The organism is Sphingomonas sp. Y38-1Y, from assembly GCF_032391395.1.
GTDB lineage: Bacteria > Pseudomonadota > Alphaproteobacteria > Sphingomonadales > Sphingomonadaceae > Sphingomonas.
In genome coordinates, this window is sequence record NZ_CP135916.1 from 2,338,594 (window position 1) to 2,361,149 (window position 22,556).

Below are 22,556 nucleotides of genomic sequence, written 5' to 3' on the forward strand. Positions count from 1 at the left end.
GGTCACTCCGGCTGATGGGTACGCATCTCATCCGACGCGTCGCTCGGGCAATGGGTGGGCGGCCGTTCCGTCCAGAAACGCCTCATGGAACGGCAGCGCTTCGGCGGTGCGCGCGATCACGCTGCGCAGATGGGCCAGGAAGCGGCCGGTTTCGTCGGGCGGCAGCAGGACCGTCATCGGGTCGGCGGCGGCGGGCAGGATGTTCTGGCCGACCAGCACCGCAAGCCAGCTGTCCGTCGTGAACAGGCCGTTGGCGATCGGCAGCAGCCGCCCCTTGCCTCGCCACAGCGCCAGCCGCTCGGCCAGGCTGTCGGGCAGCGGCGCCGCGCGGACGTCGCACCAGAAGTCGGAATCGTCGCGCGTGCTGGCATGGTAATGAAGGATGATGAAGTCGCGGATATGCTCATATTCCTCGACCAGCCAGGCATTGTACGCGTCAATCTCCTCGCCCGCGAAACCGCTGTCGGGGAACAGCGCGAGCAGCCTCAGGATGCCTTGCTGGATGAGGTGGATGCTCGTCGATTCCAGCGGCTCGATGAACCCGCCCGACAGGCCGATCGCCACGCAGTTGCGCTCCCACATCCGCTCGCGCCGCCCCGGCACGAACCGCAGCACGCGCGGTTCGGCGGTGGCGGGCGCGTCCAGGCCGTCGATCAGCGCAGTCCGCGCCACCTCGTCGCTGGCATGGCTGCTGGAATAGACATGGCCGTTGCCGGTGCGGTGCTGAAGCGGGATGCGCCAGCGCCAGCCCGCGCTGTCGGCGGTCGCGCGGGTATAGGGGAGCGGCGGGCCGATCCGCTCGGTCGGGACCGCGACGGCGCTGTCGCAGGGCAGCCAGTGCCGCCAGCTTCGATAGGGCACGCCCAGCGCCTCGCCGAGCAGGAGCGCGCGAAACCCGCTGCAATCGATGAAGAACTCGCCCTCGACACGGCGCCCATCCCTCAGCGTCACGCCGGTGAGGAAGCCGTCCTCGCCGCGCTTCTCGATCGAGGCGATGCGCCCTTCGACGCGCCGCACGCCGCGCTGTTCGGCGAAGTTGCGCAGGAAACGGGCATAGAGGCCGGCGTCGAAATGATAGGCATAGCTCAGCCCAGAGAGCACCGCGTCGCGATTGGCCGTTGGCTTGGCGAAGCGACCGCGCATCGCCGCGGCGGCCGCGATCGAATAGGGGCCGAGCGCGCCGGGATCCAGATCGGGTCGCCGCAGCAGCCGCTGGCGCAGCCACATCTGGTGGAACGGCACACCCATCTGCGCGCGGCCGATCGTGCCGAACGGATGGAGATAGCGGTCGCCCAGCCGGCCCCAATCGACGAACTCGATGCCGAGCTTGAAGGTGGCCCGCGTTGCCGCGACGAACGCCGCCTCGTCGATGCCGAGCGCGGCGTTGAAGTCGAGCAGCGGCGGGATCGTCGCCTCGCCGACACCGACGGTGCCGATCTCTTCGGACTCCACCAGCGTCAGCGACATGCCCGCGGCGCACAGGCGCGACAGCGCGGCCGCGGTCATCCACCCGGCCGAGCCGCCGCCGACGATGACGACGCTCCGGATCGGCGCATGGCTCATGCCGCGTGCGCCCGCTGACCGAAGCGGTTGCTCTGCGCAAAGCGAACCAGCTCGCGATTGGAGGGCAGATGGCGGATCGCGTGGTCGGCCTGCGCCTTCACACGCCCGAACGCCGCCCTCGCTTCCTCATAGTGGCGCAGCGCCGGCGCGCGAGCCGACAGGTCGGTGCGCCATCCCATGCCGTAGAGCACATATTGCCAGCTCGCCTCGGCGAAGATGTCGACATTGGCGTCGACGTCGATCTCGTTGGGCGGGCGGTGGCGCCAGCGGTCGAGCCGCTCGGCCAGCGTGTCCGGAATGCTCGAAGCCTCGCGATTGTCGCGCCAGAAGTCCGAGTCCGCCCGTTCGCTCAGGCAGTAATGGAGCTTGAGGAAGTCGAGCGCGCGGGCATAGCGCGCGGCCATTTTGGCGTTGAACTGGCGCGCCGCGGTCTCGAACTCGCCCGCCCAGGGGAACAGGTTGGCGATCAGCGAGACCGCGATCTCCGACAGGACGATGCCGGTCGCTTCCAGCGGCTCGAAGAACCCGCTCGACAGCCCGACCGCGACGCAGTTGCGCTGCCAGCTGACCGGGCGATACCCCGCGTCGAAGCGGAAGCGCCGGACCTCCAGCGCATCACTCGCCGGACCGGCATGCGCGCGCAGCGCCGCCTCCGCCGCATCGTCGCTCTGATGCGCCGACGAATAGACGTGCCCGATCCCGCGACGCGCTTCGAGGCCGATGTCCCAGATCCAGCCCGCCGACTGCGCCGTCGCGATCGTGTACGAGGCGATCGGTGTGTCGGCCTGCGCATAGGGGAGCTGGAGCGCGACCGCGCTGTCGCAGAACAATTGCTCGCGCACGGATCGCCACGGGCTCGCCATCGCCTTGCCGATCAGCTCGGCGCGGAAGCCCGTGCAGTCGATGTACAGGTCGGCGGTCAGCGTACCGCGCTCGGCAAGCACCAGCCGCTCGATCGACCCGTCCTTCGCTAGGACCACGTCCTGGAGCGTGTCGACGAGATGCGTGACCCCCGCCGCCACCGCCGCATCGCGCAGCAGCTCCGCCAGCGCCGCCGCATCGAAGTGGAAGGCGTAGTTGAGCGGCGCGACGTAATCGGCATGGCTCGGCAGCTTGGGCGCGCGGTGCGCATCGGCCGCCAGCGTCTGCGGCGTGCAGGCCGCGTCCCACGGCACGTCGCCCGCGGCGCCCAACAGCCAATAGGGCAGCAGCTCCGGCCCCGACGGATCGGCGGCCTGAAAGGCATGGAGATACCGATCCCCCGCCCCGCCCGTTCGCCAGCCGTCGAAGCGTGCGCCCTGCTTGAAGGTCGCGCCGCATCGGCGGACGAGCTCGGCCTCGTCGATGCCGATCCGCTGGAGCGTGCGGCGGATCGTGGGGAACGTCCCCTCGCCCACGCCAAGGATGCCGATCGCCTGCGATTCGACCAGCGTGATCTCGGCCCCGCCGGGGCGGTCGGCGGCGAGCGTGCGCGCCAGATAGCCCGCGGCCAGCCACCCTGCGGTGCCGCCCCCGACGATCACGACGCGCCGTGCCATGCCTCCCCTCCCGCCCCGCGCTGCCGTCAGAACGCCAGGTTCAGCCCCAGCGCGATGCGGCGGTCGCTCTGGAACCAGCTTCGCCGATAAAGCTCATCATTGCGATAGCCGCCCATCAACGTGCGCTGCGTCGAATTGAAGACGTTGGTGCCCTTCAGCGTGAACGCGACGAAGTCGGTCGCCTTCCACGTCAGCCCGGCGTCGACCTGGCCATAGGCGTCGCCATAGACGGGCAGCGCGATCTGGATGCTCTGCCCCGCCGCGCCGGGCGCCGGCACATAGGTATAGGTCGGCGTCGTGCCGTTGGAGTTGGTCGACTGGAGATAGCGCGACCGCCACGAATAGGCGACGCGCGCCGACAGGCGATTGCGCTCATAGAGCAGGGCGGCGTTGAAGTTGTGCTTCGACAGGCCTTGCAGCGGCGCGTCGTTGCGAACCGTGCCGAAGATGTCGCGATAGATGTCGCCGGGGTTCTTGCTGTCGATGAAGGTGTAGTTGCCCTCGAACCCGAAGCCCGCCAGCACACCCGGCAGCATGTCGAGGAAGGCGCGCCCGCCGACCTCCACGCCCTTCACCTCGGCCGCCTCCGCCGCGGCGATATAGTCGGTCGCGGCGCCCAGGGCGGTCTCCGTCGTGCCGTCCTGGTAATAGATGGTGATGTCACGCTGCGTCAGCGAGAAGATCGGCAGGTCGCGCAGCCGCTTGTAGAAGCCGTTGAGGTAGAACAGCGTGCCCGGCTTCACATACCATTCGAACGACAGGTCCAGATTGTCGGCACGCGCGGGCGGCAGGAAGGGGTTGCCCGTCGCCGCGGTGAAGTTGGTGAAGATGCCGGGGCCGCCGGGCACCGGGTTGCCCGCGGTCGCCACCCCCGTCTCGCCGCTGCCGCGCGTGGCGTTGAACGTCGGCAGGTCGAGCGTGATGTTGTACGCCGCGCGGATCTTGGTGTCCTCGCTCGGCTGAAGCTGGACATTGATCGCCGGCAGGAAGCGCGTGAATTCACGCTCGCCACCTCGCGGATCGATCCGGCGCGCCAGCTCGACCGTCTGGCCGTCGCGGACATAGGTGAAGGCGTTCTGGACGATGAAGCCCTGCGACTCGTTCTTGATGCGAACCAGGCGCGCGCCGATGTTGCCGGTCACGCCCAGTCTGCCGGGCTCATAGTCGCGGCCGAACCGCGCCTGCGCATAGACGGCCCAGTTCTGCGTGCGCCAGGTGCCGAGATCCTGCGGCTGGAACTCGTTGGGACGCGCCCGCGCGCCGCCATAGGTGCTCGACTGGAGCGGCCCGGAGGCCGAGCAGTTGAACTCCGTCCCTGCCGGACAGAAGCCCGTGGGCGGCGGCCGGTGCAGGTCATCGACATCGACGTTGCGGACCAAATCGATCGTCGGCCACAGCATCTGCGCGGGCACGTTGACCTGTCCGTGGAAGAAATTGTCGAACGCGTACGCATCGACATCGCCCGGCGCCGCATTGGCGAAGGTGAGCTGCGGGTCGCCGTTCCATCCGCGGCCCAGCGCCGTCCAGGTATAACCGTTGTTGAAGTCGCGCTCGCGCCGGTCCGACCAGCGGGCGCCGGCCTTGATCGCGCGGAAGAAGCTGTCGTCCTCGAACTGGTATTCGGCGTCCAGATTGGCGCTGTTCAGCGTGCCGCGATTGTCCTCGTTATGCGGCATCGCCGCGGCCCAGAAGTAATTGGCCGGGTTGGTGAACCGCTCGCCCGAGGTGTCGACGCTCACGACGGGGAAGTCGCCCGACAGGTCGAGGCCGAAGGAGGATGGGAAACCCACCTCGCGGAAGATGGCGAGGCGGTCGACGGTCGAGGTCGACAGGATGTTCTGGTACGCGGCCGACACCTTGAACGGCCCCTGCCCCGGCCGCCACTCGACCTGAAGCGAGATGTCGCGCGTCAGCGATCCGGACCGTGTCCCCTCGGTCCCGCCCCCGCTCGTCACCGGCGCGCCGGTCGGCAGGAACGTCGTGTTGTCGCGCAGGAACATGCTGTCGGTCGAGATGAGCCCGCCATTCGCGTCGAACTGGCTGCGCGCGCGATCGACGACCAGGTCCTGCTGCGACACCAGCGAAAAATGCGACTGGTTGAGGTTTTCGTAGCGCGACTGGAAGAAGATGCCCGTGAACTCGAGGTCCTGGCTGGGCGCCCATTGCGCGGCGGCATAGACGCCGGTGCGGTCGCGCTGGAACTCCTCGTCGCCGAACGTGAAGCCGCCGGGGATGAACACGTCCTCGCTTTCGCCCGCCAGCCGCTTGCGGAAATAGGGCTCGGCGCGGATGAAGTTAGCGAGCGAGGTCAGGCGGCTGTGCGCCAGGTCGACGAGCAGGCCGATATCGCCGATCCCCGTCTCCCACCGGCCGGACACGAGCCCAGAGAAGGAATAGTCGGCGTTCTTGGCCAGGTCGCCATAGCTCCCCTCCGCACTGCCGGCGAAGTGCCAGCCGCGCGAATAGTCGAAGGGCAGCTTGGTGCGCAGGTCGATCTGGCCGCCGGTGCCGCCCTCGATCAGGTCGGCGGTCGCCGACTTGTAGACGTCGACCGCGGACATGAGCTCCGGCGTGACGTCGCCCCAGATCAGCGCGCGGCCGCCATTGGCGCTGAAGATCTCCCGCCCGTTCAGGCGCGACGCGACGCCGCTCAGCCCGCGGACCTGGATGCCCGATCCTTCGACAGAATAATGGTCGGGATCGTTGAGCGCGGCGAAGCGGACGATGCTGACGCCCGACACGCGTTGCAGCACTTCGGTGATCGAATTGTCGGGAAGCTTGCCCGCCTCGTCGGCGACGACCGAGTTGATGATGCTGTCGCTGCGGCGCTTGCGATCGTCCGCGGCCTGAAGCGCGGCGCGGCGGCCGGTGATGGTGATCGCCTCCGCCTGGTCGCCGCCTTCGTCGCCGGTCTGCTCGGCGGTGCCGGGTGCGTCGGCGTTGCTCTGCGCGTGCGCAGGCGCGGTCAGGAATGTCGCCACGACCAAGGTCGAGGCGCCCAGCCAGCGGACGAATTGCGGACGTAGCGTTGCCATCAGTGTCTCCCCTCCCATGCGTGCCACCGTCGTTCGGTGGGCGCCGGTTCGACGGGCGGCGCTTTCGACGAAGCGCGCGGCACCGGTCCGGCTCACACGAGGAATGAAGGACATGATTTGTCTGATAAGTCTATCACGCCGCCGCGGCGAAGTGCCTGAGATCGTTCACTTTCGCTAACCTCAGGGATCAAGTCGACCGGCCTGAAAAGCCGATAGTCCGCTTCGCAAACTCACGATCCGCTTCGTAACAATTCGGGGGTGTTCGGCGATTCATCTTGGCGCGGGGCGCGTCCCGGGCCGATTACTGATGCCTTGGCATCGCTCCCGATCCCGACTCGGCGGCGACCTCTTCAAAGCCAATCGGGTTTGTTGGATAACGCACCGCATGAAGTCCGCCGCCGTCGAGCTTGCCAGTCCCTTCGAGCCGCCCCGCGCCGTGGAGCGGGTTCGCGATGCCGCCGCGCAGCGCAACTGGTCGCCGCGCGGCGTCGTGACGATCATTGCGATCTGGACCGCCGCGGGCGTGTTCCAAGCGGTGCCGGACATGATCGGCGGCATCAACTGGACCGAGGTGATGGCGAAGTTCGTCGAAACCTGGTCCTGGGCGCTGCTGACCCCGGCGATTCTGATGATCGACCGGAGCCTGACCGCCGCCAATCTCAACGTCCTCCGCCTCGCGGTCGCGCACCTGTTGCTGAGCGTGCCGTTCAGCATCGTCCACACCTATCTGGCCGCGCTGATCCTTTATCCATTCCCGGCGGTCTGGTGGAATCCGCTGCGCAGCGTCGATTTTGGCGTCTATTTCTATCTGGGCGGCTGGATCACCTATTGCGCGTTCGTCGGCGCGCTTCAGGCGCTCAAGTTCCACAACCGGCTGCTGACGAGCCAGGTCGAGCTGGAGCGCGTGGAGAAGAGGCTGGTCGAGACGCGCCTCGACGCGCTGCGCCTTCAGCTCGAACCGCATTTCCTCTTCAACTCGCTCAATGCGATCTCGTCGGAGGTCGCCGCCCAGCCGGCGCTCGCGCGGGAAATGATCGAGGATCTGGCGACGCTGCTGCGCCATTCGCTCGACTGTCAGAACCGTTCGGAGATCAGTCTGGCGCAGGAGTTGGCGCTGCTCGACCGCTATATCGCCATTCAGAAGCACCGCTTCGGCGACCGCATCCAGTTCAGCATCGATGCCGATCCCGAGACGCTCGGCGCGCTGGTGCCGTCGATGTTCCTTCAGCCGCTGGTCGAGAATGCGGTGCGCCACGGCCTCGAACGACAGGTCGCGGGTGGGCATGTCGCGGTGTCGGTCGAGCGGATCGGCGACGAGCTGGAGGTCAGGGTGATCGACGACGGCGTCGGCCTGCCGGCCAACTGGCGGCCGGAGGTGTCGGCGGGCCTGGGCGTCCGCGTCACGCGTGAGCGGCTCCAGGCGCTCTATGCCGATGCCGGCGGGCACGCCTTCGACATCGCCCGGCGGCCGGAGGCCGGTACCGAGGTGACGATCCGCCTGCCGCTCCACGGTGTCGGCGGCGATCCCGATGCCTTCGCCTGACGCGCCGTCAGTCCTCGTCGTCGACGACGAGGCGCCGGCGCGTCGCCGCCTGACCGACCTGCTCGCTGCCGACGCCGCGATCGGCACGGTGCGGACGGCCGTCAACGGCGTCGAGGCGATCGAGGCGATCCGCACCGCGCGGCCCGACATCGTCTTCCTCGACGTGCAGATGCCCGGCATCGACGGCTTCGGCGTGATCGAGGCGATCGGCGCCGCCGACATGCCGCCGACCGTCTTCGTCACCGCTTATGACCGGTTCGCGATCCAGGCGTTCGAGGTGGAGGCGGTCGACTACCTCCTCAAGCCGTTTGGCGACCGCCGCTACGAACAGACGATGGCGCGCGTGCGGGCGCGGCTGCCGCAGCCCGGCGCCGCCGAGCCCGAGGACGGCAACGGTTTCGGTCCCGAAGTACTGAAGCTGATCGGCGCCCGCGCCAAGCCCGGCGCGATCTGGGACTGGATCGCGGTGCGCCAGCGCGACACGACGCGCTTGCTGATGACCGAGGAGATCGATTGGATCGAGGGCGCCGGCGTCTATGTCACCGTCCACGCCCAGGGCGAGGCGTTCCTGTACCGCGCGGGGCTGGCGGCCGTGGCCGAGCGGCTCGATCCGTTTCGCTTCGTGCGCATCCACCGATCGCACATCGTCAACGTCCGCGCGATCGCCTCGCTCGCCCGCCGCTCGCATGGCGAGTTCGAGGTGACGCTGAAATCGGGCGCGCAGCTCCAGATGAGCCGCACCTATCGCGCCGGCGTCGAGGCGATCCTGGGCCAGCCGCTCTGATCCGGTTGAAAAGCATGGCGGGTTGGTCGACCAAGATTCGATAACAACGCCGGGGGAGGCCCAAGCTATGATCTTCGCAAGTTTCTGGACGGCGCTGGCGCTCAGCATGGCGCCGTCGCCTCAGCAACCATCCGGCGAGCCGGTGCTGGGCATGGAAACGGTCCGCCTCTGGCCCGGCCGCGCGCCTGAGGCCAAGGGCGATGGCCCCGACGAGACGCCGACGCTGGCGATCATGCGCCCGCATCGCGGGCACGAGAACGGCACCGCGATCGTGGTCGCGCCGGGCGGCGGCTATGTCGGGCTCGCCGACAATCTGGAGGGGCGGCAGGTCGCCGACTGGTTCGCCTCTCGCGGCGTCACTGCTTTCGTCCTCAAATATCGCGTCGGGCCCAAGGCGCGGCTGCCGATCCCCTTCGCCGACGGGCAGCGCGCCGTCCGCTATGTTCGCGCCAATGCCGCCACGCTCGGAATCGACCCCGCGCGCATCGGCATGATCGGCTTCTCCGCCGGCGGCCATCTGAGCGCCACTGTCGCCACGCTGGGCGAAGCCGGCCGCGCCGACGCGTCCGACCCGATCGATCGCGTCAGCAGCCGCCCCGACTTCCTCGTCCTCGGCTATCCCTGGCTGGAGGGGATGAAGCTCGATGCGCGGGGCCGATCGCAATATTGCGACTTCTCGCCGGTCAATTGCGATCCGAAGCGCTTCGAACGCTATCAGCCAGTCCGCACCGTGACCGAGCGGACGCCGCCGACCTTCATCTATCACACCACCGCCGACGGCCTGGTCCCCGCGATGGGCAGCCTGCGCTTCTACGAGGCGCTTCAGGCGAAGAAGGTGCCGGTCGAACTGCACGTGTTCGCCAACGGCGACCACGGCACCGGCCTGGGCGGGGCCGACCCGGCGCTCGCGCGCTGGCCAGAACTGATGGAAAACTGGCTGCGCGCGCAGCGATTGCTGGATCGGAAACCCTGACGGCAGAGGGCCGCGACGCGCTCACCTCACCGCATGCTTCAAACAATTGACCGCTGTTCAGTTGCGATTAATTGAACAGCGGTCATTTTGTCCTTCGTCGCCCACACCGGGCACGAAGGAGAAGGACGATGAAGCGCAATACCCTGATCGCCGCCGCGCTCGCGACCGCCGCCGTCGCCGCAAGCCAGCCTGCCGCCGCCTATCCGCTCAAGGTCACCGGCCAGAGCCGGGCGAGCGCGCAACTCCAGGTCGACGTGCTCCGCCAGATCGCCGAATATTCCAGCCGCACGGGCGGCTGTCGCTTCCTCTATTCGGCGCACATGAACGTCATGCCGCGCGCCTATGTGCCGCGCCAGCCGACGCGCCCCGCGCCGCAGCTCGGCGGCCATTACGAGGTGTGGACCGTCAACGCCTGCGCCGCCAAGCAGCGGTTCCAGGTCGCGATGTGGCCCTCGCCCCGCGGCGGCGCCGACTTCGCCATCACCCCGCTGACCGGCCGGATGTCGCTCGCAACCTCTTGAGGCGTAGCGACGACTTGAACGTTACACCCCCGAATTCATCCAGGAGAAGCATCGTGAAGACGAAGTTCCTTGGCACCAAGACGATCGCTCTGACGATCGCCGCCGCCGCCGCGGCGCTCCCCGCCGCCGCACCGGCCCAGGTCGCGGCATGGAATGGCCGCTATGTCTGGGAGGAGAATGTCGGCCGGCACGGCGGCACCACCCCCCAGGACAGCATCGCGGCGTTCATCACCTACACGCTGCGCGTTGGGCCGGGTAACGGCCCCACCGGCTGCACGCTGAACGGTCAGGGGTTCCAGACCAACAAGCGGATCGTCTGCACCGTGACGCCGCAGGGCCGGTCGGCGATCGTCAAATTCTATGGCTATGGTCCCGACAACATGTTCGACGACGGCTATCGCCGCGGCCAGCCGCTGTTCACGCTGACGCGGGGGCCACGCGGCGTCGCCACGACGCTCCAGGCGCTTCAGGCGTCGAGCCGCACCACACCGCGCAGAGGCACGCTGTTCCGGCGCGCGGGGTAAGCGGGATCATGGGCAGGCGTTCCGATCACAGCCGCGAAGAATTGCGCGAGTTGATCCTGACCACGGGAGAGGCCCTGATGGCGGAAACTGGCCTGGCCGGCTTCTCCGCCAGAGAGGTCGCCAAGCGGGTCGGCTATACGGTCGGCACCATCCACAACGTCTTCGGCAACGTGGACGGGTTGGTGATGGCGATCAACACCGCGACCTTCGCGCTGTGGGCCGATGCACTCCGCACGCGGTTGGCCGAACCGGACAAGGATCGGATCGCCGCGCTGGTGAGCGCCTATTTCGCCTTCGCCCGCGACAATCCGCTGCGCTGGTCGGCGATCTACGAGCATCGCCTCTCGATCGAGGCGATCCCCGACGACCAGATCGAGGTGCGCGGGCGGCTGACCGGCATCGTCGTCGAGGAAGTGGCGGCGGCGCTGGACCGCGCGCCCGACGAGGGGGTGGGCACGCTCGCCCGCTCGCTGGTCGCGACGGTCCACGGCCACTGCACCTTCGACGCCAACGGATCCTGGGCGGCGATGGGCCAGCGCGATGCCGAGACGGTGGCGCTGGCCCGCGTGCGCGAAAGCATCGCGGCGGCACGGTCCGCCTGATTTTTGGGAGAGATCGACATGGGTCTCATCAAGCTACTCGGCCATTTCGCGAGCAAGCAGTTCCAGAAGACGCCGACCGGCTATGTCTATCGCTACAATGCGAAGGGACCGCCGGTGGCGGTGACGGCCGACGATTACGATCATTATGTCCGCCGCGCCGGCTGGAGCTTCATCTTCCACTGCGCCGGCTTCATGCTCGCGGTGATCGCCGCGGCGATGCTGACCGAACGCTGGTTCCCGAACGGCGACGAGGCGGGCGGCATGGTGCTGATGGGTCTGCTGCTCGTCGGCATCGTCTTCGGCATCATCAAGTCGCTCGCCTGGAGCATGCGCGCGCCCGAACGCGAACTCGGCGCCGCGCCACAGGGCGATGTCCAGGCACCCACCCGCCCGCAGCGCCCGGCCGGCGGCCGCAAGCCCCCCAAGGCCGAGCGTCACGTCTCGGGCTGGGTCTTCCTGTTCTACTTCATCGCCGAAATCGTCGCCGGCGCGGTGATCGCCACGATCGCCTATTCGATCTTCAAGTCGAACCAGGATCTGGCGATCGCGGCCGGCTTCATCGGCTTCGGCGCGGGCATGTTCATCGTCGACCACATCTGCGTCCGCCGCACCGGCGAAAGCGTGCTCTCCAACCTTCCCTACATCCCCTGAGTCCCCTTTCGAGAGGAGCAACTGTCATGGCCTTTTGCACCCATTGCGGCGCCCAGCTGCCCGCCGACGCCCGCTTCTGCCCCGATTGCGGAAAGCCCGCCGGCGCCCCCGCCGACACGGCGCCGGCCCCGCCGCCGGTCAGCCCGGCGCCCCCCGCACCGCCGATCGCCGAACCGCGACCCAGCCCCGATCCCGGGCCGACGCCGATGGGCATGCAGCGGGAGGCGCAGCAGCGTCGCCGCGGCGGCTCCGGCGGAGGCGGCGGGCTGATCCTGCCGATCATGGTCGTGGTGGCACTGTTCGTCATCGGCATCATGCTGTGGTCGCAGCGCGACGGCACCCGCCCGATCGCCGGCACCGATACCGAGGAAGCGCAGGGCAAGGCGTCCGGCGAAGCGACCGCCAGGAACACCGGCGACGATGACGCGGCAACCGCACCCGAGGCGCGCACCGTCGACCTAGACAGCCCCGACGACGCAACGAGGACGACCGTCATCAGCCTCGACCGCGCCTTCCGCGACGATCCGCAGGGTGCGCGCGCTCGCTATGCCGGGCCGGTGACCGTGAGCGGCACCGTCGCCGCGCCGACCCCCGGCGCCGCGCCGTCGATCTCGCTCGAGGGGCGAATGCCGTTCAACTATGTCGTCGCCAATCTCCGCGATCCGTCGGGTTTCGCCGGCGCCGCGCGCGGCAGCGCCGTCACGCTCACCTGCAGCGGCGTCACCGCGATCGCCGGCACGACGATCCTCCAGGGTTGCGCGCTCGACTGAGCGCGTTCGCAGCAGGAGCCAGGATGATGACGAGCGCCCCCGTCTTCCCGATCGTCAACCGGATCGCCTTGATCCTGTTTGCGCTGGCACTGGCGCTGGTGACCGCCATCGTCGCGCACGATCTGATCCAGGTTGCGCGCGGCTGCGCGCCGGGCGACACCGACTGCCAGCTGCGGATGCATCATTACCGCAGCAGCATCTCGCTCGGCGCATGGGTGGCGTGGCTCTGGGCGGTCGTCGCCCTGTGGTGGGCGCTGTCCCGCCGAGTGGCGGCGCGGGGACGCGCGAGCTGGTGGCTGGCGATCTTCTGGCTGCCGCCGCTGGTTCTCGCCGCCTACGCGCTCGATCTGGCCTTCTGAGCCGATGCGCAAGCGGCTTCTCCTGCCGATCGGCGCCGTCGCGATCGCCGCGGCGCTGCTCTGGGCCGGATCGCGGCCGGTGGGCGAAGCCGCGACGCGCTCGCCAGTCGCCGCCGATGCCGGCATCGCGGCGAGGGGCGCGGCGGCATTCGAGGGCGCGGCGTTCGGCGGCATCAGCATGGATGCACTCGACCGCAACGCCCTCCCCTGGCGCCTCGTCGCCGCGGCACTCGTCCTCGACGAACAGGCGCGCGACCCCGGCGCCCTGGTCGAACCCGCCACGCTGTCCCGCATCCTGGCGCGCTTCGGCTTCCTGACAGAGGCCAAGGTCGCGAACCGCCCCGCCGGCGTCGGCGAGCGACCCGGCGGCATGCCGCTCGGCCTCACCGCGGGCGACGTCGCGCCGGTGGGCGGCAGCGTCGTCCGCGTCGCCAATCTCGGCTGCGCGGCATGCCATGCCGGCGTCGCCTATCGCGCCGACGGCAGCCCCGATCCCGGCCGCGCGGTGCTCGGCATGCCCAACAGCTCGCTCGACCTCGAAGCCTACACGATGGCGGTGTTCGTGGCCTTGCGTCGCCATACCGGCGACGACCGCCTGCTGCCCACCGCCGCCGCGCTGTTCCCCGAAATGGGCTGGCGCGAGCGGACGAGCCTGCGCTTCCTCATCCTGCCGCTCGTCCGTCAACGGCTGGGCGAGCTCGACGGTCGCGACCGTCCGCTGCCCTTCCCCAATGGCACGCCGGGAAGCACCAACGGCGTCGCCGCGCTCAAATCGGCGCTGGGCCTCCCGCTGCTGGGCGGCGGGATGGCCGATGTCGGCACGGTGTCGATTCCCGAACTCGGCGACCGCGTGTGGCGGACCCGCCTGCTCGCCGACGGCGCCTACGGCGTTCCGGGCGAGGCGGCGCGGCCGACAACCGAGGCGGACCTCACCCCGGCCCACCTCGATGCGCTCGGCGCGATCACGACCTTCTTCACCGTGCCGAGCATGGGCGTGCATCCCGACGCCGCGATCGACGCGCTGGGCGATGCCGATGCGGTGATCGGCTTCCTCAAGGCCTATCGTCCCGCCCCCTTCCCCGGCGTGGTCGACTCCGCACGTGCCCGAACCGGCGCCACGATCTACGCGCGGAATTGCGCCGCCTGTCATGGCGATTATCGCATCGTGGGGCGCCGCGCACGACTGGCGCGCTTCCCCAACTGGATCGGCGAGGTCGGCACCGATCCGCTGCGCGCAACCGCGTTCGACCGCGCGCTCGTCGATGCGGTGGGGCGCAGCGCCTATGCCAGGCGGATCAGCGTCTCGGTCGGCAAGGGCTATGCCGCGCCGCCGCTGACGGGGCTCTGGGCGTCGGCACCGTACCTCCATAACGGGTCCGTCCCGACGCTCGACGCGCTGCTTTCGCCCGAACGGCGGCCGCTGCGCTTCCAGGTCGGCGGCCACGCGCTCGACTTCGATCGCGTCGGCCTGCGCCTCACGCCGGACGGGCGCTATCCGGCGGGCTACCGGCCCTTTTCGCGGCCGGTGTGGCTCGACGCCCGCCGGCCCGGCCGCGGCAATAGCGGCCATACGTTCGGTGCCGAGCTGCCCGACGGCGACAAGCAGGCGCTGATCGCCTTCCTCAAGCTTCTCTAGACGAGCAGTTCGTCGATCGGACGGCGCGCCCGTGCGGGTTGCTCCCCGATAGGCCGCCGCCCAATGCGGAACGCGCTGACGATCCGCCGGTCCTCGCCCAGCCCCGCCGCTCGCACCACCGCTGCCGCCGCCTCTTGATCGTCCGCCAGCGCGGCGAGCACCGCGGCGCCGAACCCCGCCGCCTCGATCCGCAGCCACAGGCGGTAGAAAGCGGCGCCGCTATCGAACGGCGCTTCGTCCGCGGGTCGATGAAACACGACCAGCCCCGCCGCGCCCGCGATCTTCGCCCCCTCGGCGAGCAGCGGCCGCGCCAACCCGATGCGATCGAGCAGCCGAAAACCCGGGCCGAGCACCAGCGCCGCCCCCCGCGCCTCGATCGATCCCATCGCCATCGCCTCGGCATTGAGCCCGTCGGTCGCCCAGCGTGGATGCCCCCGGTCGAGCCGCATCCACGACAGGAGTTCGCCGCGAAAACCACGCTCGCGCATGAAGCCATAGCTCGCCGCATCGTAACGCTTTGCGAGCCGCTTCAGCGTCGCCGGATCGGTGAGCACCGCCGCATCGTCGGCCGCCAGTGCCGCCGCAGCACGGCGATCCTCCGGCGACGGCGCCGCGAACTTGCCGCGCCAGGATCGCCGCGCCTCGACCGCTGCCGCCAGCGGATCGCCCTCACCGCCCGCCACCAGCCGCCACCCGGCAACCCCGCGCAACATCGCTTCGTCGCCCGGCACCCCGACGGGCACCAACGCCAGCCCATGCCGCCCGGCGGCGATCCGCATCCCCTCCGCTGCCGCGCCCAGGCTGATCCCCGCATCATTGCCGCGCGGATCGCCGACCGTCAGCCGGCAGCGCACATCCTCGAACAGCGCGAGCCCGTCATCGTCCACCAGCCGCCAGCGCGCGGGCTGGACGTTGTGGACGCTCGGCGCCAGCGCCGCCTCCGCCACCAGCGCGCGGCGATCGATCATGCGAGACCCTTGCGAAACAGATGAAGGTGGTGGAGCGGCCGCGCGCCGAGCTTCTCCATCTGGCGCAGGCTCGCCGCATTGACGTCGGCGATCCAGGTGATGCCGAGCTGCCGATAGCCCGCCTCGCGCAGGGCCGTCACCGTCCGCGCGAGCATGCCGCCCATCAGCCCCTGCCCGTGCATCGCCTGTGCCACCGAATAGAAGATGATGACCGCGCGCCGACGCCTCAGCCGATAGCGTAGATAGTGGAATGGGGTCGTCAGCCCGATGCGGGATCGGGTGGCGGCGAGCAGGCCGTTGAGATCGGGGATGCAGATGATCGTCCCGACCGGCCGCCCCTGATGCAGCAGCACCGACGACAGCCGCGGGTCGAGGATCGACATCATCTCGCCCGCCTGAAAGCGGAACTCCTCGGCAGTCAGCGGCACGAACATCGGATTGTCGGCGAACCCGTCGTTCAGCACCGCCCGCGCCTCCTCCATCCGCTCGGCAAAGCTCGCCTTGACGATGGGCGCGAAGGCGAAGTCGCCCCCGATCGGACGCAGGCCATCGATCCGCGCGTCGGCGAGGTCGAGCTCGAACGTCCGCATCGGGAAGAAGCGCTCGAACCCGTTTGCCTCCAGCATGCGCGGAACATGCGGCGGATTGACCACCATGTCGGTATAGGCCGGGCGACCGAAGCCACCGGTCATCACGCCGCATTGCTGCATCGCGGTCAGGTTGAAGTTGCCGACCAGCTCGGCCTCTCCCTGCTCGCGCGCGAACCGCTCCGCCGCACCGAGCAGTGCCGCGCCCGCCTCGGCATCGTCGGCGCAATCGAAGAAGCCGAACTGCGCGCGCCGCGTGCCGTGGACGACGTTCGACTGTCGGTGGACATGCGCGATGATCCGGCCGATCGGCCGGCCGCCGCGATGCGCGGTCCAGAAGGCGTAAGGGTTGCCGGCGGTCCAGAGCGGGTTGGCCGTGGGATCGAGCATCCGCCGCATGTCGCTCCGGAGCGGCGAGACATAGCCGTCCTCGGGCGCATAGGCGTTGAACGGCGCCTCGAAAAAGGCATCGACGTCGCCTGTCCGAAGCTCGATCGTCATGCGGGTCGCTCCACCAGTCGCGCAGCCAGCTCGATCTCGGCATCGAGCGCCGCCCCCGCAAGCCCGCCCGCGTTGATCGCGAGCAGCCGTGGCGGCACCCGCGACAGCCGCAACAGATGCGTCGCCTGCGCCGCCTGGAGCAGGTCGCGCGCGGCGTCGCCCGCCCGCTCGCCGGCGATCACGCGGCGGCGAAGCAGTTCGGCAAGGCTCGCTTCGGGATAGGCGGCAAGCGCCTGTCCCTCGATCACGCGCCCGCCCGCGAGCAGCGGATGCGCCGACAGGATCGCGGCGGGCTCGTCACTCTCGACCCGCGCGAGCGCCGCGACCAGTCCCGACGCGCGCGTCCGCCGCCCCGCCGCCCGCTCGATCAGCAACAGCAGCGCGGCGACCGCCCAGCCGGCGACGGCCAGCCTGGCCACCGTCTCGTCGGGCAGTGCCGGCAGCATCAGCAGCGCCGCGAGCACCAGCACGCCGCTCGCCCCCGATGCGACAGCGATGTCGGCCAGCAGCCCCGCGGGCGTGCCCCGATCGATCGTCAGCCGCGACGCGGCCAGCACCAGCAGCAGTATCGCGACGACCCCGCCGCGCACGGGCAGCGCGGGGAACAAGGCGACGAAATCGGTCAGCGCCAACGGAATGGTGAGCACCAGCGCGAGCAGGAACGTGTCCGCGGTCCGCCGCTCGGCCGGCCCCAGCCCGCCCCGCTCACGTACCAAAAGCGCGATCATCGCCGCGAGCATCACCGACTGGTACCCCGCGAGCGCCAGCACCGCGCCGTCGCTCCAGACCAGCCCCAGCGTCACCGCGACCCCGCTGAACACTAGCGCCCCTCCCAGCGCCAACAGCTTGACGCTTCGCGGCGCATGGCGGCGGCAAAGCTCCTCGACCAGCCGCACGGCGGCCAGCGGCAGCCAGGCCGCGACCACCATCAACGCGGCGATCACCGGCGCGCTCGGGCTTAACGCGGCGAGCAGCCGGAACGCCAGCAACCAGGCGGTCAAGGTGTAGAGCGCGCGCAGGCGAGCGCCGACCGCCGATCCCGCCCGCGCGACGCTCGTCCGCGCCACGAGCAGCGCGGCGAGCGCGAGCAGTGTGACGAGCGTCTCGACCGAAGCGATCACGCCATCATCTTCTGCATGAACCGCCGTACCGCAAAGCCGCGCATCGCGGCGATTGGCGTCGGCTTCGGCCCCTCGACGCGCATCCTGTGCGGGTTGAAGAAATAGCCGCGATGGTCGGTACCGCCTGAGCGCCCGAGGATGACGCGGATCGCCTCCTCCGCCATCATCGTCCCTGCCATCGTCACCATTGTCGCAAAGGAGAAGCGCGATCGCTTGCCCGCCGCGACCTCCGCGGCGATGTCGAGGTCGACATGCGCGTGGCTGCTGCTGTGCGTCAGCACATATTCGATCTCGCGCTGGAGGCATTCGGTGCGCATCTCGGGCGTCACCGCCGTCCAGTCGACGCCGACGGTCGGATAGCCAAGCCGCGCTTCCGGTCGCGGCGCCTCGGGCCGGACTACCGTCACCGAGGGGAGCGGCGAGGCGTACGCATCGATCACCGTTCGCCCATGCGCCGCCGCGCGGCGATAGAGGTGCACGCCCGCCGCCGCGTCGTCCATGCCGTTGACGATGACGTCGCTCGCGGGGACCAGCCGCTCCAGCGCGTCCGTCCACTCGGCGCCGAGCAGTTCGATCTCCGCCTCCGGATTGATGCGCAGCGCCCCCGCCCGCGCAGCCGCCGCCTTGTCCTGTCCAACCGTGTCCAGCGTCGCGAACAGCTGGCGGTTGAGGTTCGACACCTCGAACGTGTCGATATCGGCGATGGCGAAGCGGCCGACACCCGCGCGCACCAGCGCCATGAACGCTGCACCCCCCATCCCGCCGACGCCGGGGATCAGCACACGCGCCGCGCGCAGCCGCGCCTGCTCCGCCTCGGTCACGAAGCCGCGGTTGCGCGTCGTCATCTCGTCATAGCGGAACTCGGTCATCGCGCGGGCCTCAATCGATCAAGGGGTTTGTCGGCGGCGAGCCACTGGACCATCGGCGCGACCACCGCCTGGATGCCGAGGACGAGGCCCTGCACCGCCAGTTGCGGGATCGCGCTGCGCGGCACGCTCTTCGCCATGAAGCGCCGCGCGGTGGACAGGTCGATGCGCCCGATCTGCAGCACGTCGTCGCCGCGGTCATAGTCGAGCGCCTCGGCGCAGAAGCGGTTGTAGCGATCGTCGCGGTGCTTGGCGGCGACGTCGAACCGCTTCTTCAGATTGTCCGAGCCGCCGGTATAGGCGTCGGTGATAACCTGACGATCGGCATCGAAACCGGCATCCTCGCCCACCCCAAACGCCCCCCGCTCCCCCCGCATGATCTGGTGCGCCAGGTGGCGGTGCGCGAAGCTCGCCTGCGTGCCTGCCTGCGCCGGGAAGACGTCGTCGAACGTCTCGGCGACCATGCCGACGACCGCGGGCACCTGCGTCACGCTGCTGATCCAGAGCGGGCGGAGCCCCCGCCGGACGAACAGCGCGAAACAGGTGAGGCCATAGAGGATCCACGACAGCCCGCCGCTGCGCTCGGCCGGATCGACCATGACCAGGCCGAGGTGCAGCACCTCATGGGGCACGCCGCCCCGCTCCACCCGGAGCAGCGGCATCGCGTTGAACGCGACCGGCCGGCCGTCGCTCGCGCGCCGCACCAAGGTGACGACGCTCCGCTCCCAGGCGGCGCCATCCGGCGCGAACAGGCCGTAGTCGAGCTGCCGCCCATCCAGGCACGCGGCGACGACCGCTCGGCAGGCGGCAGTCAGCTCAGCCAACGCAGCCGGCGACAGCGCCAGCGCGGGCCGCTCGACGATCTCGACGCGGTGATCGCGCCCCGACCGGAAGCCGAGCTGGAGATACCGTCCCGTGAACGCCGCGAAGATGGCAATCGACCGCACCGCGCCTCCCTTAGCTTCGTTGGACAGACAGAACGAATTGGCCGCAATCCGCAAGGGGTTTGCGGCATCATGGGATCGCTGGTCGCTCAGGGCGCGCGGACGGCGCGCCAGCCCTCGCCATCGATGCTCGTGTCGCCGACGCGGCCTTCATAGGTGCGCCCGGCATGAACGAAGCGCAGGCGATCGCCGCGCAGCACGACCTCATTCAGCAACCCGCCGCCCAGCGTGCCGGCGACCTTCTGGTACCGCTGGTCGAGGTCGAGCGGGGCGCGGGTTCCGTCGGCCCGCATGAGCGTCCAGCGGCCGCCGACCACCGCCGGGACGATCCACAGATACACGCGGCGCGCATCGAGATTGACGAAGAAGTCATGCGTCCAGTCGCCCATGTCGAAGGCGTGGGAAACGACGCGCGCGCCCGGCTGCATCTCGTTAAGGATGCGCGGGCGCAGCCGCAGGTTGACCTCGGGCATCAGGTAGAGCGTCAGCACGTCGGCATCGCGCAGCCGCGTCTCGAACAAATTCTCGCGGCGAAAGCGGACGCGCTGCGCCACCTCCGCCTCCCGCGCGCGGAAATTGGCGCGGGCGACGAGGCGGGTGTCGATGTCGACGCCGATCGCCGTGGCCCCGCGCCTGCCCGCGGCGATCGGGATGCGGCCATCGCCCGATCCCAGGTCTAGGACGCGCTCGCCGGGCTTCACGTCTGCAAGGTCGAGCATCGCCGCGACGATCTCGTCGGGGCTCGGCACATAGGGCGCGTCGCGCGCCTGATCGGGCGCGGCGACGACAGCGATGGGCAAAAGCCAGAGCATTGCCGCGGTCGTAGCCGGTCGAGCGCCGTGGGCAAGCCCCGGCCGGATCACCGACCGGGGCTGCTCGGTTCAGTTCGCCTGGCTCAGCCGAACCGCGCCGTTGACGCCGGCGGGGAAGAACCCGCCCTGCTCCACCGCAGCCTTGTTGAGATAGACGATGTTGAGCACCTGTCCCGGCGTGCGGCTGAACGCGACCGCGTTGCCGTCGGTGGGGACGATGTTGGCGGCCTGATCGGCGCCCGAACCCTGCGAGCGGATGCCCTGGTCGATGTCGCTCGTTCCGTCGAGCGCGTCGCGCGCGTTCGAGATCGCCTCGGTCTTGTCGATCAGCGTCGGCGTCTCCACGCCCTTGCGGTAGAGCGTCGTGCGGATCATCGCGGCATGATACGCCTCGACCGCAAGGATGCCCGCCGCCGCCTCCAGGAACGGCTTGTTCGAGATGAGCAGCGGCGACGATCCCTTGTACGCCGTGACCCCGACATCCTCGAACAGGAAGGCGCCGAGAAGGAAGTTCTCGTCGCTGGAGAAGGGATCGAAGGACTCGCTCTCGCCGATCAGCCCCGCTGCCCGCGCCGCGGCGGAAAATGCGTCGCCGCTCCCGGTGCCCAGGTTGATCTGCGGCTGCGCGATCGCCGAGGTACCGAGCGCCTGGCGAAGGAACGCGACGTGCGCGACCTCGTCCTGCGCGATCTCTCGCGCGAAGCGGGCGATGGCGGGGTCGCTGAACGCCACGCGCCGGCCGCCGCGCACCGCACCCTGCGTCCCCGTGCCGCTGAGCAGGTTGTCGGCCAGCCCGGTCCCGAACGCCGCGAACGAATAGAACTGCGCCTCGAGATACTCAAGGTTGAGCGCGAAATTGAGCACGTCCTGGACCGAGGGCGCGGGCGTCGTCGGGCTGGGCGTAGGGGTCGGCGTGGGGCTTGGCGTCGGGGTGGGCCGGACGACGATGTCGTCGTTGCTGTCGTCGCAGGCGGCGAGCACCGCGGCGCCCGCCGCGACGAACGAGGCCTGGCCGGCGGTGCGGAGAAAGGCGCGGCGCGCATCGCGCCGCTCGTCGCAGGCGCGCAGGACGTTGGCGATCATGCTGTCATCATGGTTCATCGCAGAGCTCCTCAATTGGCCGCGCTGGTGCGGATGGTGCCGTTGACGCCGTTCGGGAAGAACCCGCCGGCAGAGACGGCAAGGCGGTTGAGGTAGGCGATGTTGAGCACTTGCCCCGACGTCCGGCTGAACGCGATGCCGTTGGCGTCTGCCGGCACGACGTTGCTCGCATCCTCGCGCGGGGCGACGCCCTGGTCGAGATCGTCCGGTCCGTCGAGCGCGTCGCGCGCGTTCGAGATCGCCTCGGTCGCGGCGATGATCGAGGGTTCGGCGATGCCCTTCTGATAAAGCGTCGTCCGCGCGATGCTAGCGTGATAGCCCTCGACCGCAAGGATGCCCGCGGCCGCCTCGAGGAACACGGGGTTCGAGATCAGCGTCGACGAACCCTTGTAGGCGGTGACGCCGACATCCTCGAACAGGAAGGTCGCGAGCAGGAAGTTCTCGTCGCTGGCATAGGGATCAAAGGACTCGCCGGCACCGATCAGCCCGGCCGAGCGCGCCGCCAGCGAAAAGGCGGAGGTCGGCGAGACGCTGAGGTCGAGCGCAGGCCGCGCGATCGCGTTCGTGGTCAGGAGCGAGCGGACGAAGGCGACGTGCAGCCGTTCGTTGGTCGCGATCTCGCGCGCGAACTGCGCGACGAAGGGATCGCGGAAATTGACCTGGCGCGCACCCGTCAGGTTGACCGTCCCGGCCGTGCCCGTGCCACCAACCTGCGCGGCATCGAGGTCGGTGCCGAACACCGCGCGGCTGTAGAAGGTCGCTTCCAAATATTCGAGGTTGAGCGCGAAGTTGAACACGTCGGCATCGGTGGGGGCCGCCTGGGCGCGCAACTGAGGCGCGCGGGTCGCAAGCGCCACGGCGCCGACCGCGCCGGCAGCCACGCCCATGCTGCGAAAAAAGTCACGTCGGTCGTTTCGACGGCGCCCATGCGCGTCGACCACACCCTCTTCCATGTGCATTGACGGTCTCCCTGGCCCATACCGGGCGAGGCGAGAACAGGCCGTGTAAGCCTTTGTTCCTCCTTATGTTTTTTACTTACATGATCCATGTGATGGACTTGTCGGACGATTGCGCGTTCGAACCGCGTCCATCCTGATCCACGTTACTTCAAGGAAAAGCGCCGCCGTGCGGGGAGCACGACGGCGCTGATCTACTGT

Annotated in this window: 21 protein-coding genes; 10 read left to right on the plus strand and 11 right to left on the minus strand. The window is 69.5% G+C overall.

Features of this window, described 5'->3' with window-relative positions:
- Positions 1-27 precede the first annotated feature (27 nt).
- Genes RS883_RS11175 through RS883_RS11185 form a run of 3 tightly spaced genes read right to left on the minus strand, consistent with a single transcriptional unit; the run spans position 28 to position 6,136 of the window.
- Complete coding sequence (locus tag RS883_RS11175) at positions 28-1,563, minus strand: tryptophan halogenase family protein (RefSeq protein WP_315760273.1); 1,536 nt, start codon at positions 1,561-1,563, stop codon at positions 28-30.
- A complete protein-coding gene (locus RS883_RS11180) occupies positions 1,560-3,101 on the minus strand; it encodes a tryptophan halogenase family protein (RefSeq protein WP_315760274.1) in 1,542 nt (513 codons plus the stop codon). The genes RS883_RS11175 and RS883_RS11180 overlap by 4 nt, the downstream gene beginning before the upstream one ends.
- Before the next feature lie 26 nt (positions 3,102-3,127).
- Positions 3,128-6,136, minus strand: a complete 3,009-nt coding sequence (locus tag RS883_RS11185; RefSeq protein WP_315760275.1) for a TonB-dependent receptor — start codon at positions 6,134-6,136, stop codon at positions 3,128-3,130.
- Between the two features lie 385 nt (positions 6,137-6,521).
- Between RS883_RS11185 and RS883_RS11190 the strand changes: the two genes are divergently transcribed.
- From RS883_RS11190 to RS883_RS11235, 10 genes are all read left to right on the plus strand, one after another.
- Positions 6,522-7,679: a sensor histidine kinase gene (locus RS883_RS11190; protein WP_315760276.1), complete on the plus strand. Its 1,158-nt coding sequence runs from the start codon at positions 6,522-6,524 to the stop codon at positions 7,677-7,679.
- Positions 7,666-8,463, plus strand: a complete 798-nt coding sequence (locus RS883_RS11195; protein WP_315760277.1) for a LytR/AlgR family response regulator transcription factor — start codon at positions 7,666-7,668, stop codon at positions 8,461-8,463. Before RS883_RS11190 ends, RS883_RS11195 begins: the two co-directional genes overlap by 14 nt.
- Positions 8,464-8,530: 67 nt before the next feature.
- Positions 8,531-9,436: an alpha/beta hydrolase gene (locus RS883_RS11200; protein WP_315760278.1), complete on the plus strand. Its 906-nt coding sequence runs from the start codon at positions 8,531-8,533 to the stop codon at positions 9,434-9,436.
- Between the two features lie 128 nt (positions 9,437-9,564).
- Complete coding sequence (locus RS883_RS11205; protein WP_315760279.1) at positions 9,565-9,957, plus strand: hypothetical protein; 393 nt, start codon at positions 9,565-9,567, stop codon at positions 9,955-9,957.
- Positions 9,958-10,010: 53 nt separating this feature from the next.
- Positions 10,011-10,481 (plus strand): DUF5991 domain-containing protein, encoded by a 471-nt coding sequence (locus RS883_RS11210; protein ID WP_315760280.1) that lies wholly within the window; start codon positions 10,011-10,013, stop codon positions 10,479-10,481.
- Between the two features lie 77 nt (positions 10,482-10,558).
- Complete coding sequence (locus RS883_RS11215) at positions 10,559-11,083, plus strand: TetR/AcrR family transcriptional regulator (RefSeq protein ID WP_315760281.1); 525 nt, start codon at positions 10,559-10,561, stop codon at positions 11,081-11,083.
- Positions 11,084-11,101: 18 nt separating this feature from the next.
- Positions 11,102-11,734, plus strand: coding sequence for a hypothetical protein (locus RS883_RS11220; protein ID WP_315760282.1), 633 nt, complete (start codon positions 11,102-11,104; stop codon positions 11,732-11,734).
- A 26-nt stretch (positions 11,735-11,760) separates the two neighbouring features.
- Positions 11,761-12,504, plus strand: coding sequence for a zinc ribbon domain-containing protein (locus RS883_RS11225; protein WP_315760283.1), 744 nt, complete (start codon positions 11,761-11,763; stop codon positions 12,502-12,504).
- 26 nt (positions 12,505-12,530) lie between these two features.
- Entirely contained in the window at positions 12,531-12,863 is a 333-nt protein-coding gene (locus tag RS883_RS11230; RefSeq protein WP_315760284.1) for a hypothetical protein, read from the plus strand.
- Positions 12,864-12,867: 4 nt separating this feature from the next.
- On the plus strand, positions 12,868-14,499 hold the full coding sequence (locus RS883_RS11235; protein WP_315760285.1) for a hypothetical protein: 1,632 nt from the start codon (positions 12,868-12,870) through the stop codon (positions 14,497-14,499).
- On the opposite strand, the gene RS883_RS11240 is transcribed toward RS883_RS11235, so the two are convergent.
- The 8 genes from RS883_RS11240 to RS883_RS11275 form a co-directional block, all read right to left on the minus strand.
- Positions 14,496-15,467 (minus strand): hypothetical protein, encoded by a 972-nt coding sequence (locus RS883_RS11240; RefSeq protein ID WP_315760286.1) that lies wholly within the window; start codon positions 15,465-15,467, stop codon positions 14,496-14,498. The two genes, RS883_RS11235 and RS883_RS11240, sit on opposite strands and share 4 nt — an antisense overlap.
- Entirely contained in the window at positions 15,464-16,555 is a 1,092-nt protein-coding gene (locus RS883_RS11245; protein ID WP_315760287.1) for a GNAT family N-acetyltransferase, read from the minus strand. The genes RS883_RS11240 and RS883_RS11245 overlap by 4 nt, the downstream gene beginning before the upstream one ends.
- Positions 16,552-17,676, minus strand: coding sequence for a hypothetical protein (locus RS883_RS11250; RefSeq protein ID WP_315760288.1), 1,125 nt, complete (start codon positions 17,674-17,676; stop codon positions 16,552-16,554). Before RS883_RS11250 ends, RS883_RS11245 begins: the two co-directional genes overlap by 4 nt.
- The gene (locus RS883_RS11255; protein ID WP_315760289.1) at positions 17,673-18,545 is read right to left on the minus strand and encodes a ThiF family adenylyltransferase; all 873 of its coding nucleotides are present in this window, start codon (positions 18,543-18,545) and stop codon (positions 17,673-17,675) included. The genes RS883_RS11250 and RS883_RS11255 overlap by 4 nt, the downstream gene beginning before the upstream one ends.
- Positions 18,542-19,489: a hypothetical protein gene (locus RS883_RS11260; protein ID WP_315760290.1), complete on the minus strand. Its 948-nt coding sequence runs from the start codon at positions 19,487-19,489 to the stop codon at positions 18,542-18,544. Before RS883_RS11260 ends, RS883_RS11255 begins: the two co-directional genes overlap by 4 nt.
- Before the next feature lie 86 nt (positions 19,490-19,575).
- Entirely contained in the window at positions 19,576-20,298 is a 723-nt protein-coding gene (locus tag RS883_RS11265; RefSeq protein WP_315760291.1) for an SAM-dependent methyltransferase, read from the minus strand.
- A 69-nt stretch (positions 20,299-20,367) separates the two neighbouring features.
- The gene (locus RS883_RS11270) at positions 20,368-21,399 is read right to left on the minus strand and encodes a ferritin-like domain-containing protein (RefSeq protein ID WP_315760292.1); all 1,032 of its coding nucleotides are present in this window, start codon (positions 21,397-21,399) and stop codon (positions 20,368-20,370) included.
- An 11-nt stretch (positions 21,400-21,410) separates the two neighbouring features.
- Positions 21,411-22,286, minus strand: coding sequence for a ferritin-like domain-containing protein (locus tag RS883_RS11275; protein ID WP_315760293.1), 876 nt, complete (start codon positions 22,284-22,286; stop codon positions 21,411-21,413).
- Between the last annotated feature and the right edge of the window lie 270 nt (positions 22,287-22,556).

What these genes read in the sequence shown, in the direction of transcription:
- RS883_RS11185 (WP_315760275.1), bottom strand. Translation starts at nt 6,136, where the DNA reads ATGGCAACGCTACGTCCGCAATTCGTCCGCTGGCTGGGCGCCTCGACC.
- RS883_RS11190 (WP_315760276.1), top strand. Translation starts at nt 6,522, where the DNA reads ATGAAGTCCGCCGCCGTCGAGCTTGCCAGTCCCTTCGAGCCGCCCCGC.
- RS883_RS11195 (WP_315760277.1), top strand. Translation starts at nt 7,666, where the DNA reads ATGCCTTCGCCTGACGCGCCGTCAGTCCTCGTCGTCGACGACGAGGCG.
- RS883_RS11255 (WP_315760289.1), bottom strand. Translation starts at nt 18,545, where the DNA reads ATGACCGAGTTCCGCTATGACGAGATGACGACGCGCAACCGCGGCTTC.
- RS883_RS11225 (WP_315760283.1), top strand. Translation starts at nt 11,761, where the DNA reads ATGGCCTTTTGCACCCATTGCGGCGCCCAGCTGCCCGCCGACGCCCGC.
- RS883_RS11235 (WP_315760285.1), top strand. Translation starts at nt 12,868, where the DNA reads ATGCGCAAGCGGCTTCTCCTGCCGATCGGCGCCGTCGCGATCGCCGCG.
- RS883_RS11240 (WP_315760286.1), bottom strand. Translation starts at nt 15,467, where the DNA reads ATGATCGATCGCCGCGCGCTGGTGGCGGAGGCGGCGCTGGCGCCGAGC.
- RS883_RS11180 (WP_315760274.1), bottom strand. Translation starts at nt 3,101, where the DNA reads ATGGCACGGCGCGTCGTGATCGTCGGGGGCGGCACCGCAGGGTGGCTG.
- RS883_RS11200 (WP_315760278.1), top strand. Translation starts at nt 8,531, where the DNA reads ATGATCTTCGCAAGTTTCTGGACGGCGCTGGCGCTCAGCATGGCGCCG.
- RS883_RS11175 (WP_315760273.1), bottom strand. Translation starts at nt 1,563, where the DNA reads ATGAGCCATGCGCCGATCCGGAGCGTCGTCATCGTCGGCGGCGGCTCG.
- RS883_RS11265 (WP_315760291.1), bottom strand. Translation starts at nt 20,298, where the DNA reads ATGCTCTGGCTTTTGCCCATCGCTGTCGTCGCCGCGCCCGATCAGGCG.
- RS883_RS11230 (WP_315760284.1), top strand. Translation starts at nt 12,531, where the DNA reads ATGACGAGCGCCCCCGTCTTCCCGATCGTCAACCGGATCGCCTTGATC.
- RS883_RS11220 (WP_315760282.1), top strand. Translation starts at nt 11,102, where the DNA reads ATGGGTCTCATCAAGCTACTCGGCCATTTCGCGAGCAAGCAGTTCCAG.
- RS883_RS11205 (WP_315760279.1), top strand. Translation starts at nt 9,565, where the DNA reads ATGAAGCGCAATACCCTGATCGCCGCCGCGCTCGCGACCGCCGCCGTC.
- RS883_RS11275 (WP_315760293.1), bottom strand. Translation starts at nt 22,286, where the DNA reads ATGGGCGTGGCTGCCGGCGCGGTCGGCGCCGTGGCGCTTGCGACCCGC.
- RS883_RS11215 (WP_315760281.1), top strand. Translation starts at nt 10,559, where the DNA reads ATGGCGGAAACTGGCCTGGCCGGCTTCTCCGCCAGAGAGGTCGCCAAG.
- RS883_RS11245 (WP_315760287.1), bottom strand. Translation starts at nt 16,555, where the DNA reads ATGACGATCGAGCTTCGGACAGGCGACGTCGATGCCTTTTTCGAGGCG.
- RS883_RS11270 (WP_315760292.1), bottom strand. Translation starts at nt 21,399, where the DNA reads ATGAACCATGATGACAGCATGATCGCCAACGTCCTGCGCGCCTGCGAC.